Source organism: Mycobacterium persicum (genome assembly GCF_002086915.1).
Classification (GTDB): domain Bacteria; phylum Actinomycetota; class Actinomycetes; order Mycobacteriales; family Mycobacteriaceae; genus Mycobacterium; species Mycobacterium persicum.
The window spans coordinates 1676956-1691047 of the sequence record NZ_MWQA01000001.1 but is presented as its reverse complement, the minus strand read 5'-3'; the positions used below and the strand labels follow the sequence as shown (position 1 = coordinate 1691047).

Sequence of the window (14092 nt, the reverse complement as noted above, 5' to 3'; positions counted from 1 at the left end):
ATCTCCTACCCGGCCGACGCGATGATGTCATGCGCCAACGCGCGCAGCGCGGCGGTGTAGAGCGGCCGCAGCATCGACCAGGACAACCGCCCCGGAATGCCGCGGGGAAAGACAATCGCCCGCTGCGTGTACCTGCTGCCGTCGGTTCGCCGGGGCGTGACCGTGATTTCCAGCCACGTCGGCCCGGGAAACCGGGTGGCCGCGGCCAGCCGCAATGTGGTCGCGTTGCGTTCTGCCACCGTCCACCGCCGCGGCGAGCGCCGGCGCCGCGGCACCAACGCCAGTGAGTACCACCGGCCACTGTTGGCGGCGTTGTGAGTGGATGCCCAGATGTCCTCGGGTCCGGCGGTGGTCACTGCGGTGCGGACGTCGGTGTAGACGATTTCGCCGGCCCACTTAGGGTCGCTGGGCAGCAGATCAGCGGGCTCGGGGTGCGGCGAGTCCCAGGTCGCGTCCGGCAGTCCGTGGGCCGCGCGCGCGAGCGCCAACGCAACGGCCTGGCGGTACCCGGTCAGCCCGCCCGGTGGCGGCGCGACGAGGGTGTCGATATCCGAGTTGCGCATCACCGCATCGCATTCCAGCGACTCGATCAACGGGCGCGCCAGGCCGGACGGGATCGGCGTCACCGTGCCGACCCAGAGGCTGGCAATGCGCGGCGTCAGAAACGGCAACACCAACAGGTAGCGCCGGTGCAGTCCGGCTACCTCGGCATAGATCCGCATCATGTCGCCGTACTCCAAGACGTCGGGACCGCCGATGTCCCAGGTCCGAGATGACGGCAGCTCCACCGTGGCCGCCGCGACCAGGTAGTACAGCACGTCCCGAACGGCGATCGGCTGGATTCGGTTGTGCACCCACTTCGGCGTGGTCATCACCGGCAACCGGTCGGTGAGGTGCCTGATCATTTCGAACGACGCCGATCCCGATCCGACCACCACGCCGGCTTGCAGTACGACGGTCTCGATACCGGATTCGATCAGAGCCTCGCCGACCGCTTTGCGCGACTCGAGGTGGGGCGAGAGGTTGCGTCCGTCGGGGTGTAGACCGCCGAGGTACACCACGCGCCGCACTCCGGCTCGTCGCGCCGCTTCCACGACGTTGCGCACGGCCCTGGTTTCCTCGATGGCGAAGTTCTTGGCGGTGCCCATCGAATGGACCAGGTAATACACCACCTGGACCCCGTCGAAAGCTGCGACGAGCGAATCGACGTCACCGAGGTCGCCCCGGGCCACCTCGGCCCGGTCCCGCCACGGCACGTCCGCGAGCTTGTTCGGGTCGCGGGCCAACGCCCGAACTCGATGGCCCTCGTTCAGCAGGCGCGGCACCAGTCGGGCACCGATATAGCCGGTCGCTCCCGTAACGAGGCAGTTGACCTGTCCACTCGACAATGCGATCTCCGGGGGTCTTTTTCGTTGTTCACCGTTATTCGGAGCCGCCGCCGCCAAGGATTGCCGCTTCGTCCCGGAGTCGAGAGGCCGCCGCGTCCGGCGCACTCGGCAATCAGAGGTCGGTGAACGTCGGTGTGCGGCGCTGCTGGAATGCCCGTGCGCCCTCGGCGAAGTCGGGTGATCGCAACAGCATCGACTGCCCCGTGAACTCCCGTTCGAGGGCGTGGTCCAACTCGGTAAGAGTGGCCGCGTTGATCGCGTCCTTGGTCTTGGCGAACGCGACCGCCGGGCCCGCAAGTAACCTCGAAATGACTTGGTCCACTTCCCTTTCGAAGTGCTCGGCCGGATAGACCGCGCTCACCAGGCCCCACGACAGCGCCTCGGCGGCCGGCAATCGCTCCGCCAACAGCGCCATCCGCATCGCCCGGATGCGGCCGGCCGCGGCGGCCACCAACGCCGATGCGCCGCCGTCGGGCATCAACCCGATTTTGGTGAACGCCAACATGAAAAATGCTTCGTCGGAAGCCAATACGAGGTCACACGCCAGGGCAAGCGAAACCCCGACCCCGGCGGCCGGGCCCGGTACCACGGCGACCACCGGATGCGGCAGCGCCGTGATGGCCCGGATCGCCCGGTTGATCTCCGCGATGGTTTCGGTGCGGGACTTGCCGCGGACCACATCCTCGGCGCTCATCCCGGCCCCGGAACTGAAGCCGCGGCCCCTGCCGCCCAAGCGCACCACCCGTACCCGCCGATCGGTGGCCGCGCGCTCCATCGCATCGGCAATGCCCGCCAGCACCGCTGCCGTCAGGGAATTCAGCGTCGCCGGCCGGTCGATGGTCACCGACAGCACACCGTCGGCCAGCTTGACGTCAAGTCCCGCGACTGGCGCCAGCGTGTCGATCCCGTCCTGCGGCGGCATGGGCCTCACCCTATGCGACCCTGAGCGACCGGAATGCAGGGCTGTCGCGGCCGGCTGCAAAGATGCGAACGACGTCACCGCAGACGAAAGGTCGGTAGATCAATGGCAGGACCGCTGAACGGATTACGAGTTGTGGAGCTGGCGGGGATCGGGCCGGGTCCGCATGCCGCGATGATCCTGGGGGATCTGGGTGCCGACGTGGTGCGTATCGACCGCCCGTCGGCTGCTGCCAGCGGCGGCACAGCCAACGACGCCATGCTGCGCAGCCGGCGCATCGTCACCGCCGACCTGAAGTCCGATCGGGGACGCGAACTCGTCCTCAAACTCGTCGCCAAGGCCGACGTGCTGATCGAGGGTTACCGCCCCGGCGTCGCCGAGCGGCTGGGTCTGGGCCCCGAAGACTGCGCCAAAGTCAACGACCGGCTGGTCTACGCCCGGATGACCGGCTGGGGTCAGACCGGGCCGCGCAGCCAGCAGGCCGGTCACGACATCAACTACATCTCGCTGAACGGCATCCTGCATGCCATCGGCCGGGTCGACGAACGGCCGGTGCCGCCGCTGAACCTGGTCGGCGACTTCGGCGGCGGTTCGATGTTCCTGCTGGTCGGCATCCTGGCCGCGCTGTGGGAGCGCCAGAGCTCCGGCAAAGGTCAGGTCATCGACGCGGCGATGGTCGACGGCTCCAGCGTGCTGGTGCAGATGATGTGGGCGATGCGCGCCACCGGCATGTGGACCGATGTGCGGGGCACCAACATGCTCGACGGCGGCGCGCCCTACTACGACACCTACGAGTGCGCCGACGGCCGCTATGTCGCCGTGGGTGCCATCGAGCCGCAGTTCTATGCCGCCATGCTGGCGGGGCTGGGTCTGGACGCAGCCGACTTGCCACCGCAGAACGACGTGACCCGGTGGCCCGAACTGCGGGCGGTGTTGACCGACGCGTTCGGCCGGCACGACCGTGACCACTGGGCCAAGGTGTTCGCCGACTCCGATGCCTGCGTGACGCCGGTGCTGGTGTTCGGCGAGGTGCAGACCGAGCCGCACATCGCCGAGCGGAACACCTTCTACGAGGTGAACGGCGGCCTGCAGCCGCGACCGGCGCCGCGGTTCTCGCGCACCGTGCCGGATCAACCGCGGCCGCCGGTGGCGCCGGCGACCGGCATGGACGCGGTTCTCGAGGACTGGGTATAGTCCCGACCAACCGGTAGGTCGGGTGCTCAACGAAAGGACTCGCATGGAAATCAGGGACGCCGTGGCCGTCGTTACCGGGGGCGCATCAGGACTGGGACTGGCCACCACCAAGCGGCTGCTGGACGCGGGAGCGCAGGTGGTGGCGTTGGACCTCAAAGGCGACGACGTGGTGGCCCAGCTCGGCGATCGCGCGCGGTTCGCGCAGGCCGACGTGACCGACGAGGCCGCCGTGAGCGCTGCGCTGGATCTGGCGGAATCGCTGGGGCCGTTGCGTATCGTCGTCAACTGCGCCGGCACCGGTAACGCGGTGCGGGTGCTGGGCCGCGACGGTGTTTTCCCGCTGGCTGCCTTCCGCAAGATCGTGGACATTAACCTGGTCGGCACCTTCAACGTGCTGCGGCTGGGCGCCGAGCGGATGGCCAAGACGGAGCCGATCGGGGAAGAGCGCGGCGTCATCATCAACACCGCGTCGGTGGCGGCGTTCGACGGCCAGATCGGACAGGCCGCCTACTCGGCGTCCAAGGGCGGCGTGGTCGGCATGACCCTGCCGGTCGCGCGCGACCTGGCCAGCCATCTGATCCGGGTGATGACGATCGCGCCCGGCCTCTTCGACACCCCGCTGCTGGCCGGTCTACCCGAACCGGCTCGGGAGTCGCTGGGCAAGCAGGTGCCGCATCCGTCGCGTCTGGGCAACCCCGATGAATACGGGGCGCTGGCCGTGCACATCATCGAAAACCCAATGCTCAACGGCGAAGTCATCCGTCTGGACGGCGCGATCCGGATGGCGCCGCGTTAACCGCCGGAAACGGAAAACCCCCCGCAATCGCGGGGGGCTCACGTAGGGGAAAAGCATTCAGTTATCGACGAAACCATCTACTGATGGCAGGTTCGGCAATGAGTAGCCGTGCAAGCATGCCCATGGTGTGCCTCAGCTTGCCGTAGGCAGCGGGTGCCAGTCTTCGAACTGCTCCGAGGTCTCGCCTTCCACCAGCATGTCGCCGTGGTAGAGAGCCTCGAAGTCGGCTTTGATGACGTCGGCACTCGAGTCGTCGATCCACATGTCACTGAGCGTAGGAGTCACCCTTAAGGAATCGCTGAGTCACGATTCGGAAAATGGTGGCAATTCTTACCCGTGGGTAGGGTGCGCGTCCGGGGTAGGAACGCCGTTCAGGCGGTGCTTTCGCCTACCGGTGAACCGTAGCGGTACCCAGGTTCGTGAGTAGGGCAGGCGTTGTTTGACGCCTGTAAGTTATCGCTGATAAGTTACCGCGGATACGGTGGGCCGCTCGGGGACGGCCGGCGCCGGCGCCGGAGGGGACGCATCATGTTGCAGGGAATCGCACGACTCGCCATCGCGGCACCGCGCCGAATCATCGGGGTCGCCCTGCTGGTGTTCCTGGCCGCAGCGGTCTTTGGCATACCGGTCGCCAACAGCCTGTCGCCAGGGGGTTTCCAAGACCCCGACTCTGAATCGGCACACGCCATCAACGTACTGACCAACAAGTTCGGCCAAAGCGGCCAGCAGATGCTGATCTTGGTGACCGCTCCGGCCGGAGTCGGCAGCGAGGCCGCTCGCAGCGTCGGTACCGACGTCGTCGGCCAGCTGCAGCGGTCGCCGTTGGTCTACAACGTGACATCACCGTGGACGGGGCCGCCGCAGGCCTCCGGCGACCTGGTCAGCACCGACGGCAAGTCGGGGTTGATCGTGGTCAACATCAAAGGCGGCGAGAACAACGCGCAGAAGAACGCCCAGACGCTGGCCGACGAAATTGTCCACGACCGTGACGGTGTCACCGTCCGCGCGGGCGGGTCGGCCATGGAGTACGCCCAGATCAACAAGCAGAATCAAGCGGACCTGCTGGTGATGGAGGCGATCGCGATTCCGCTCAGCTTCCTGGTGCTGGTGTGGGTCTTCGGTGGCCTGCTGGCAGCGGCGCTGCCGATGGCGCTGGGCGCTCTGGCCGTCGTCGGCTCGATGTTGGTGCTGCGACTGGTGACGTTCACCACCGAGGTCTCGATCTTCGCGCTCAACCTGAGCACCGCGCTGGGTTTGGCGCTGGCCATCGACTACACCCTGCTGATCATCAGCCGCTATCGCGACGAGCTGGCCGAGGGCAGTGATCCGGACGAGGCGCTGATCCGGACGATGGCCACGTCCGGTCGCACGGTCCTGTTCTCGGCGACCACGGTGGCGTTGTCGATGGCGGCCACCGTGGCGTTCCCGATGTACTTCCTGAAGTCGTTCGCCTACGCCGGTGTGGCCACGGTCGCCTTCGTGGCGACCGCGTCGATCGTGATCACTCCGGCCGCGATCGTGTTGCTGGGTCCCCGCCTCGACGCATTGGACGTTCGCCGCCTGATACGCCGCATGCTGGGGCGCCCCGAGCCGGTGCACAAGCCGGTGGAGCAACTGTTTTGGTATCGGTCCACCAAGTTCGTCATGCGCCGGTGGTTGCCGATCGGTCTGGCGGTGGTCGCGCTGCTGGTGCTGCTGGGACTGCCGTTCCTGTCGGTGAAGTGGGGTTTCCCGGACGACCGGGTGCTCCCGCGTACGGCTTCTGCCCATCAGGTGGGTGATCAGCTGCGCAAGAACTTCGCCCATGACCTGGCGATGGCTGTTCCGGTCGTCATCCCCGATACCCGCGGTCTGACTCCGGCCGACCTTGACGGCTATGCCGCCGACCTGTCGCGGGTACCCGACGTGTCGTCGGTGAGCGCCCCGAGCGGAACGTTCGTCGGTGGGAACAAGGTGGGTCCGCCGGCGGGAGCCACCGGGTTTGCCGACGGCAGCGCGTTCCTGACCGTGCACAGCACCGCCCCGCTGTTTTCCCACGCCTCCGACACCCAGCTCGCGCGCTTGCACCAGGTGGCCGGCCCGGCCGGGCGATCCGTCGAGATGGCCGGCGTGGCGCAGGTCAACCGGGACAGCGTCGATGCGGTGACCGATCGGCTCCCGCTGGTGCTGGGCCTGATGGCCGTGATCACGCTGGTGCTGCTGTTCCTGCTCACCGGCAGCGTGGTGTTGCCGGTCAAGGCGCTGGTTTGTAACATGCTGTCGCTGAGCGCGGCGTTCGGCGCGCTGGTCTGGATCTTCCAGGACGGCCATCTTGGGGCACTGGGCACAACCCCAAGCGGGACGTTGGTGGCGAACATGCCGGTGCTGTTGTTCTGCATCGCCTTCGGGCTGTCCATGGATTACGAGGTGTTCCTGGTCGCCCGGATCCGCGAGTACTGGCTGGCTTCCGGGGCTGCCCGTCCGGCAACCCCGAAACCGGCCGAAGCGCATGCCGCCAACGACGAGAGTGTGGCGTTCGGGGTGGCGCGTACCGGTCGGGTGATCACCGCGGCGGCGTTGGTGATGTCGATGTCGTTTGCCGCGCTGATCGCCGCGCATGTGTCCTTCATGCGAATGTTCGGTCTGGGCCTGACCCTTGCCGTGGCCGCCGATGCCACCCTGGTGCGCATGGTCTTGGTGCCGGCCTTCATGCACGTGATGGGCAGCTGGAACTGGTGGGCGCCCAAGCCGTTGGTGTGGCTGCACGAGCGGTTTGGCATCAGCGAGGGCGCCGCGGTCCAGCATGAGGCCGGGACAACGGGCCGCAGTGACGAGGCGGCGATTCCCGCGGCGTTGACGGGTAAGGGTTGAGGTGTCGATGGAACTGCGTCGCTCACGTGCCCCGCGCGGATCGGGGAACCGGCTACGCCGCGAAATCCTGGACGCGGCCACCGAATTGCTGCTGGAGACGGGGCAGGCCCGGGCGGTCTCGATCCGATCGGTGGCTCAACGCGTGGGCGTCACACCGCCGTCGATCTATCTGCACTTCGAGGACAAAGACGCGCTGTTGGACGCGGTGTGCGCACGCTACCTGGCCAGACTCGACGGTGAAATGGAGCGGGCGGCGACCGGCCAACCATCCACGGTGGACGTGCTGCGGGCACAGGGTCTGGCCTATGTGCGGTTCGCATTGCAGACCCCGGAGCTGTACCGCCTGGCCACCATGGGGGAGTGGCGGTCGGGCAGCGACGTCGACCTGGCTCTGGACAGCTCCGCTTTCCAGCACATGCGCGCCTCCGTTCGGGCGCTCATGGACGAGGGCGTCTACCGCGTGGACGACCCGACCATGATTGCCCTGGAGTTGTGGGCCGCCGTGCACGGCGTGGCCGCGCTATTGATTACGAAGCCGCACTTGCCGTTCGACGACGCGGAGGCGTTCGCCGACCGGGTGCTCAGCGCGGTCCTGTGCGGCCATATGGTGGCCGGTCTGGCGGGTCGGCACGCGACGTCTCGACAGGTGTTGGATTGGGTTATGCGGCATCGCTCGCCGGAGGCGGCGCAGGTATGACGCGCGGTACCCGGTTCGAGCACCCGTTCTTCGCCCGTATCTGGCCCATCATCGCCGCCCACGAAGCCCAGGCGCTACGAGATCTGCGCCGAGAGAATCTGGCCGGCCTGACGGGCCGGGTCCTCGAAGTCGGTGCCGGTGTCGGGACGAACTTCGCCTATTACCCGCAGACCGTGACAGAGGTCGTGGCCGTGGAGCCCGAGCCGCACTTGACGGTGAAAGCCCGTGCGGCCGCCGAGGGCGCGCCCGTTCCCGTGATGGTGATCGGCGATACGGCAGAGGACTTCAGCGCCGGTGAGCCCTTCGACGCGGTGGTCTGCTCGCTGGTGCTGTGTTCGGTGAACGACCCGGTCGAGGTGCTGCTGCATCTGCGCTCGTTGCTACGGCCGGGTGGGCAGTTGCGGTATCTCGAGCACGTAGCCAGTGCCGGTGCTCGGGGCCGGCTTCAGCAGTTCGTCGACGCGACGTTCTGGCCGCGACTGGCCGGCAACTGCCATACCCATCGCCATACCGAACGCGCGATCGTCGCGGCGGGATTCGACGTGGACACCGCGCGACGGGAGTGGACGCTGCCCGCGTGGGCGCCGTTGCCGGTGTCGGAGCTGGCGCTGGGCCGGGCTCGGCGTCCGTTGCTCTGATCGCGAAACTGCGCTCAGCGCGCGATCCCGTCGGCCAAGCGCGATCTGTGCGCAGGCTCGATGTGACTAGCGCAGGCTCGACGCGCGAAACTCCAACGCGGCACGGATCCGGCGAATGATGTCGGCAGGACTATCGGTTGCCACCACTCGGACGATCAGCCAGCCGAGCCGCTCCAACTCCTCGCTACGCCTGATGTCCTTGGTGTATTGCCAGCGGTCGCGGCGATGATGCTCGCCGTCGTATTCGACGGCGACCATCACATCTTTCCAGCCCATATCGAGGTAGTACATCCGGGTTGCGTCCAGTGTCGGCACCGGGATTTGCGTGGTCGGCCGGGGTAAACCGGCGCGGATGATCAACAGCCGCAGCCAACTCTCTTTCGGCGACTGCGAACCGGTGTCGACGAGCTCCAGCGCGGTTTCCAGTTGCCTCAAGCCCCGGGCACCGCGATGCCGGTCCGCCACGTCGGCGACTTCTGCAACCTTGACGCCGGTTGCGCCCAGGAGAGCGTCCAGGTGTGCGATCGCGGTGCCCATCGGCTTTCGCCGTCCAATGTCGTATGCGGTGCGTTGCGGTGTGGTCACCGGGATGCCGCCGACGAGGTCGTACTCCTCGGGCCGGAGCCGCACGTCATAGGTGCGCAGGCCCGGTGGCGGTCGCGCGTTGGACCACACCAATTCGACGGGCAGGCGTTCGTCTATCCATTTCGAGCCGTGCCACGCGGCGGCGGTCAGCCCGGCGAGCACGCCTCGCCGGTGCGACCACAGCCATGCGGCAACCGCACGGTGTCGCAGCGTCAGTTGCTGATCGCGCCGGACGTAGACGTCGGGATACACCAACCGGAATCCGGAACGCAGCTGGTGGGGCCGCAGCGTTCCGCTGCGCACCGCTTCGCTGCCGATAAATGGTTCCGCGCCGGCCATGACGGCAGAATCGCGCGGCCCGCCGCCGTCGGCTCACCGAAACTGCGCCCAGCGCGCGCTCCTGTGGGCGAACCGCGATCTGTGTGCAGTTTCGATGCGACGACCGCAGGCTCGACCCGAAAGCTAACCCAACAGCGACGGCAACCGCTGCAACAACCCGGGCAACGCCCGACTCGCCGACTGGCGTACACAGATCGTCGCGCTCCCGGACAGCGGTGTCGGCTCAGGATTGACCTCGATCACCGGAATGCCACGCGCCAGTGCCAGCTCCGGTAGCCCGGCGGCCGGGTAGACAATCGCGGAGGTCCCCACCACCACCATCACATCGGCGGCTTCGGTCGCCTCGACGGCATGGTGCCACGGCCCTTCGGGCAGCGCCTCGCCGAACCACACGATGTCGGGCCGGATCAGGCCGCCGCAGCGGCAGACCGGCGGCTCCACCTCGATCGCCGGCTCGGTCATCACCGGCAGCGCCTCGGTGTAAGGCATACCGCAACGGGCACAACGGAATTCAAAAAGGCTGCCGTGCAGGTGGTGCACTGGTGTGCTACCGGCTCGCTCGTGCAGATCATCGACGTTCTGGGTGACGACGCTGACGTCGGCCGCGCTCTGCCAGTCGGCGATCGCGCGGTGACCCTGGTTGGGTTCGACGGTGGCCACCAGGTAGTGGCGCCACAGATACCAGCCCCATACCCGCTCGGGGTTGCTCTCCCATCCTTGTGTGCTGGACAGCTCGTAGGGGTCGAATCGGGCCCACAATCCGTTCTTGTCGTCACGAAAGGTTGGTACGCCGCTTTCCGCCGAGATCCCCGCCCCGCTGAGCACCGTCACTCGCATCCCACAAAGATAGCCGTGCCTGGTAGATACTGGGTGGGTGGAGCTGCGCGACTGGTTACGGATCGATGTGAAGGCGGGCAAGCCGCTGTTCGACCAGCTCAGGACCCAGGTTATCGACGGGGTGCGAGCCGGTGCGTTACCGCCGGGAACCCGGTTGCCGACGGTGCGCGACCTGGCCGGCCAGCTCGGGGTTGCCGCCAATACGGTGGCCCGCGCCTACCGGGAGCTGGAGTCGGCAGCGATCGTCGAAACCCGCGGGCGCTTCGGCACTTTCATTTCCCGCTTCGACCCGACCGACGCGGCGATGGCCGCTGCGGCCAGGGAATACGTGGAAGTCGCTCGCGCACTGGGCCTGACCAAGTCCGACGCCATGCGTTATCTCACCAACGTGCCCGACAACTGACGCCTCAGCCGAATTCGAGCAAGGTCAGGCACGGACGCAGCGCGTCGAACACGGGCATGCGGTAGACCGTCGACAGCGCGGCGTTGAACACCAAGCCGCGCCCCGTGGGCAACGGCACGTCGCGAACCGCGCGGATGCCCGGCACCGTGTTCACCAAGTCCGCGGCCTGCCCGACGGACAGGCTGAACGGCATCGGCGGAATCTTGTAGCGCAGCGACGTCCGGATGCCGAGCCGGCTGAAGAGGGTAAACCAGCGCGGCGGCAGGTCGAAGAGCATCTGGCCGCCCGGGAAGTTCTTCGCGCACTCGCTGATCAGTGCCAGCGCCTGCTCGGGCTGCAGGTACATCAGCAGCCCCTCGGCGGTGATGAACACGCCGGCGGAGGAGTCGACGCACTCCATCCAGCTGTAGTCCAGCGCGGACTGGGCGCACACCGACGCCCGGGCAGGCGTCGGCAGCAGTCGCGTACGGATATCGATAATCGGCCCTAGATCGACGGTGAGCCAACGGAATCGGCCGTCCGGAAGGGCTGCGTCCAAACGCCAGAAGCTGGTTTGCAGACCTTCTGCCAGCGCCACCACGGTGGCCGATGGATGTCGGCTCAGATAGGACAGCGTTGCGGCGTCGAAGGCCCGGGCCCGCAAGGCAATGTCCTGGCGGGTGGGGCCGAACTTCGCGAAGTCGAAGTCGATGGAATCGGCCAGGGCGATGGCCATCGGGTCCTCGATGATCGGGTCGCTGCGGCGGGCCTCCGCGGCCCTGGCATTCAGCGTCAATAAGGCGGTCTCGGAGACTCCGGTGAGGGTGACCTTCTGCTGGGAGGCTTCGTTGGCGGGGGTCATTTCAGCACCTTGTCCAGTGTTCGCAGGTTGCGGGTGGTGGTCGACGACTTGTAGCGCTTCTTTCCCATGGTTTGGCCGATGGCGCTGTCCAGAGTGCTTCCCTTCGGCACTTGCCAGTAAACGACGCCGTCGCCGCGGCTGATCTTCTCCTCCGGGCCGGCTTCCAGCGCCGCCAGTTCGTCGAGCAGTCCGGCGTCGCTGACGAACGTGACGTACGACTGGTATCCGTCGACTTCCCGCTCAAACGGGTACCGCTCGTTGACAGCGCGCACGGTGTCGATGTCGTAGACCAATACCCACGCGTCATAGCCGAACCGCTCGCGTAGCGCGGCCTCCGCGGTCAAGCGCACCTGCGCGGCATCCAAGGATGCCTCCAGCAGGACGTTGCCGCTGGCCAGGATGGTGCGCACGTGGGCGAACCCGGCGTCGGTCAACGCCGCGGCCACGTCTGCCATTTTCAGGTTGACGCCCCCGACATTGACGCCGCGCAGGAATGCCGCGTATCGAGCCATCATCCGATTCCACCAGGTGGTCTTGGACCGTCGCGACGCAACGTAGGCTTTCGGGCATGGGACGCCACGTCTTCGACGACAAACTGCTGGCCGTGATCAGCGGCAACTCCATCGGAGTGCTGGCCACCATCAAACGCGACGGACGCCCCCAGCTGTCCAACGTGCGGTATCACTTCGATCCGCGCACATTGGTGTTTCAGGTATCGATCACCGAGCCGCGGGCCAAGACCCGCAACCTGCGCCGCGACCCGCGGGCGTCGATCCTCGTCGATGCCGACGACGGATGGTCCTATGCCGTCGCCGAGGGCACCGCGGAGCTGACGCCGCCGGCGGCCGCCCCCGGCGACGACACGGTAGAGGCGCTAATTGCCTTGTACCGCAACATCGCCGGTGAGCATCCGGATTGGGACGAATACCGCGAGGCGATGGTCACCGATCGGCGGGTGGTGCTGACCCTGCCCATCTCGCACGTTTACGGTCTGCCGCCGGGTAAACGATAGACACTCGGGTTAGGCTGCCGGGTATGCCTGAATCGAAGTCCTCCGAGGACGAGACCAAGCGCAAGTTCCGCGAAGCCCTCGACCGCAAGCTGGCCAAGTCGGCGGGTGGATCGGATCACAAGGACGGCGGCGCCAAGCAACCGCGGGCACACGGTCCGCTGGAGAGCCGTCGGGAATTCCGCCGCAAGAGCGGCTAACACGACAAAGCCTCTGGCGGGCAAGCCAATTCGATGCTGTACCGATGCTCTGCCGGTGGGTCGCCCATTGAGTTCTAAACTGTGTGGGTGGTGAAACTGCAGCTTGCCCAGGACCAGGCCGCCGACGCGCTGCTCGACTCCAACCCGTTCGCGCTGCTGGTCGGCATGCTTCTTGATCAGCAGGTTCCGCTGGAGACCGCGTTCGCCGGGCCCAAGAAGATCGCCGACCGGATGGGCGGCTTCGACGCCGCTGAGATAGCGGACTACGACCCGGAAAAGTTCGCCGCACTGTGCTCGGAAAAGCCTGCGATACACCGCTTTCCGGGCTCGATGGCCAAGCGCATCCAGGCGCTTGCGCAGATCGTCGTGGACCGCTACGGCGGAGACGCGGCCGCCGTGTGGACGGCCGGCGATCCCGATGGCGATGAGTTGCTGCGGCGGCTCAAGGGGCTGCCCGGGTTCGGCGAGCAAAAAGCCCGGATCTTCCTGGCGTTGCTCGGCAAGCAATACGGCGTGACGCCGCCGGGCTGGCGGGAGGCCGCCGGGCCCTACGGTCAACCCGGCACCTATATCTCCGTCGCCGATATCGTGGACGCCCGCTCGCTGGGGCAGGTGCGCTCGCACAAGAAACAGATGAAGGCTTCAGTTAAGGGAAAGGCGGCAACGTGAAAACACACATTACGTGTCCGTGCGGCGAAGCCATCGTCGGCAAGGACGAGGACGAGTTGGTCGAGCTGACCCAGAAACACCTTGCCGATGTTCATCCCGGTCTGGAGTACGACCGCGACGCAATCTTGTTCATGGCGTACTGACTGGTGCACGACGCGCCGTAAGCGGCGTACATCTGCGCGCCCTCGCGCTGTATTAGGGAACCACCGTTGAGCCGATGGTCGGCATGAACTGGCACTGCCGTTCCTTGGTGGTGACCTGACCGAAAATCGTCGACATGATGCTGCCTGAACCGGTGTCGGCGATCACGGTCAACGTGGTCGGCCCGTCCGGATTGATGTCCGGCCGAGGCTTGAGCGTGGCGCTGCCGGACCTGCCGGTGGTCAGGTTCACCCAAGTGACGTTCAACGGCAGCCGCTGCACCTCGGCGGGTCCGGGGGTGCCGACGGCAGTGAACACATAGGCCGTCTGGCCCGGCCCCGGGCCGGGCGACGGAATCTTGGCCGGGCCCGCGACCGAGAGCGCGGTGGCGATCACGTTGCTACCGTCGGCCAGGCAATTCGTGCCGATCGAGGGGTACATGAAGTCCTGCGTGGGTGGGGCGTCGGGGCCGAATCCGGGAGCCGCGGCCGGAGCAGGTGGGGCCGCTTCGGGGGCCGGCGCGATCGCGACGGCTGAGGGCGGGGCCGGCGCGGGTGCCCCGCCTGGCGCGGAAGCCGGCGCGTGC

General features: G+C 67.1%; 18 protein-coding genes. 10 read left to right on the top strand and 8 right to left on the bottom strand.

From position 1 onward, the window contains the following. Positions 1-5 precede the first annotated feature (5 nt). Positions 6-1388, bottom strand: a complete 1383-nt coding sequence (locus B4U45_RS07470) for an NAD(P)H-binding protein (protein ID WP_083154761.1) — start codon at positions 1386-1388, stop codon at positions 6-8. Positions 1389-1500: 112 nt separating this feature from the next. Next, positions 1501-2310, bottom strand: a complete 810-nt coding sequence (locus B4U45_RS07465; protein WP_075547376.1) for an enoyl-CoA hydratase — start codon at positions 2308-2310, stop codon at positions 1501-1503. 102 nt (positions 2311-2412) lie between these two features. Here B4U45_RS07465 and B4U45_RS07460 point away from each other — a divergent pair, with 102 nt between their 5' ends. Both B4U45_RS07460 and B4U45_RS07455 read left to right on the top strand, forming a co-directional pair. Beyond that, positions 2413-3501 carry a CaiB/BaiF CoA transferase family protein gene (locus B4U45_RS07460; protein ID WP_075547377.1) on the top strand — a complete coding sequence of 363 codons (1089 nt, stop codon included), beginning with the start codon at positions 2413-2415 and terminating at the stop codon, positions 3499-3501. 43 nt (positions 3502-3544) lie between these two features. Next, a complete protein-coding gene (locus B4U45_RS07455; protein ID WP_075547378.1) occupies positions 3545-4297 on the top strand; it encodes a 3-hydroxyacyl-CoA dehydrogenase in 753 nt (250 codons plus the stop codon). A gap of 132 nt (positions 4298-4429) precedes the next feature. Here B4U45_RS07455 and B4U45_RS29805 read toward each other — a convergent pair whose 3' ends face one another. Beyond that, the gene (locus B4U45_RS29805) at positions 4430-4561 is read right to left on the bottom strand and encodes a hypothetical protein (protein ID WP_116526608.1); all 132 of its coding nucleotides are present in this window, start codon (positions 4559-4561) and stop codon (positions 4430-4432) included. Between the two features lie 264 nt (positions 4562-4825). On the opposite strand from B4U45_RS29805, the gene B4U45_RS07450 reads away from it, so the two are divergent. From B4U45_RS07450 to B4U45_RS07440, 3 genes are read left to right on the top strand one after another with little or no spacing between them, the layout of a single operon-like run. Continuing rightward, positions 4826-7147 (top strand): MMPL family transporter, encoded by a 2322-nt coding sequence (locus B4U45_RS07450; RefSeq protein WP_075547379.1) that lies wholly within the window; start codon positions 4826-4828, stop codon positions 7145-7147. Between the two features lie 7 nt (positions 7148-7154). Further along, complete coding sequence (locus B4U45_RS07445) at positions 7155-7844, top strand: TetR/AcrR family transcriptional regulator (protein ID WP_075547397.1); 690 nt, start codon at positions 7155-7157, stop codon at positions 7842-7844. Beyond that, positions 7841-8482, top strand: coding sequence for a class I SAM-dependent methyltransferase (locus B4U45_RS07440; protein ID WP_075547380.1), 642 nt, complete (start codon positions 7841-7843; stop codon positions 8480-8482). The genes B4U45_RS07445 and B4U45_RS07440 overlap by 4 nt, the downstream gene beginning before the upstream one ends. A 66-nt stretch (positions 8483-8548) precedes the next feature. On the opposite strand, the gene B4U45_RS07435 is transcribed toward B4U45_RS07440, so the two are convergent. Both B4U45_RS07435 and B4U45_RS07430 read right to left on the bottom strand, forming a co-directional pair. Beyond that, positions 8549-9406: a hypothetical protein gene (locus B4U45_RS07435; RefSeq protein WP_075547381.1), complete on the bottom strand. Its 858-nt coding sequence runs from the start codon at positions 9404-9406 to the stop codon at positions 8549-8551. Between the two features lie 123 nt (positions 9407-9529). After that, positions 9530-10243, bottom strand: a complete 714-nt coding sequence (locus tag B4U45_RS07430; protein ID WP_075547382.1) for an NAD-dependent deacylase — start codon at positions 10241-10243, stop codon at positions 9530-9532. Positions 10244-10280: 37 nt separating this feature from the next. Here B4U45_RS07430 and B4U45_RS07425 point away from each other — a divergent pair, with 37 nt between their 5' ends. Further along, positions 10281-10646, top strand: a complete 366-nt coding sequence (locus B4U45_RS07425) for an Rv1152 family transcriptional regulator (protein WP_075547383.1) — start codon at positions 10281-10283, stop codon at positions 10644-10646. A 4-nt stretch (positions 10647-10650) separates the two neighbouring features. On the opposite strand, the gene B4U45_RS07420 is transcribed toward B4U45_RS07425, so the two are convergent. Next, entirely contained in the window at positions 10651-11487 is an 837-nt protein-coding gene (locus tag B4U45_RS07420; RefSeq protein ID WP_075547384.1) for a class I SAM-dependent methyltransferase, read from the bottom strand. After that, positions 11484-11999, bottom strand: coding sequence for a DUF1697 domain-containing protein (locus B4U45_RS07415; RefSeq protein WP_075547385.1), 516 nt, complete (start codon positions 11997-11999; stop codon positions 11484-11486). The genes B4U45_RS07420 and B4U45_RS07415 overlap by 4 nt, the downstream gene beginning before the upstream one ends. Before the next feature lie 56 nt (positions 12000-12055). Here B4U45_RS07415 and B4U45_RS07410 point away from each other — a divergent pair, with 56 nt between their 5' ends. From B4U45_RS07410 to B4U45_RS07395, 4 genes are all read left to right on the top strand, one after another. Beyond that, a complete protein-coding gene (locus B4U45_RS07410; protein WP_036401561.1) occupies positions 12056-12499 on the top strand; it encodes a PPOX class F420-dependent oxidoreductase in 444 nt (147 codons plus the stop codon). Positions 12500-12522: 23 nt separating this feature from the next. Further along, positions 12523-12696, top strand: coding sequence for a DUF5302 domain-containing protein (locus tag B4U45_RS07405; RefSeq protein ID WP_089025177.1), 174 nt, complete (start codon positions 12523-12525; stop codon positions 12694-12696). 87 nt (positions 12697-12783) lie between these two features. Continuing rightward, on the top strand, positions 12784-13365 hold the full coding sequence (locus B4U45_RS07400; RefSeq protein WP_075547398.1) for an HhH-GPD-type base excision DNA repair protein: 582 nt from the start codon (positions 12784-12786) through the stop codon (positions 13363-13365). Beyond that, positions 13362-13508, top strand: coding sequence for a hypothetical protein (locus B4U45_RS07395; protein ID WP_064774821.1), 147 nt, complete (start codon positions 13362-13364; stop codon positions 13506-13508). Before B4U45_RS07400 ends, B4U45_RS07395 begins: the two co-directional genes overlap by 4 nt. 52 nt (positions 13509-13560) lie before the next feature. Here the strand turns inward: B4U45_RS07395 and B4U45_RS07390 are convergent. After that, on the bottom strand, positions 13561-14092 hold a 532-nt coding region (locus B4U45_RS07390), incomplete at its 5' end, for an Rv1157c family protein (RefSeq protein ID WP_479724741.1).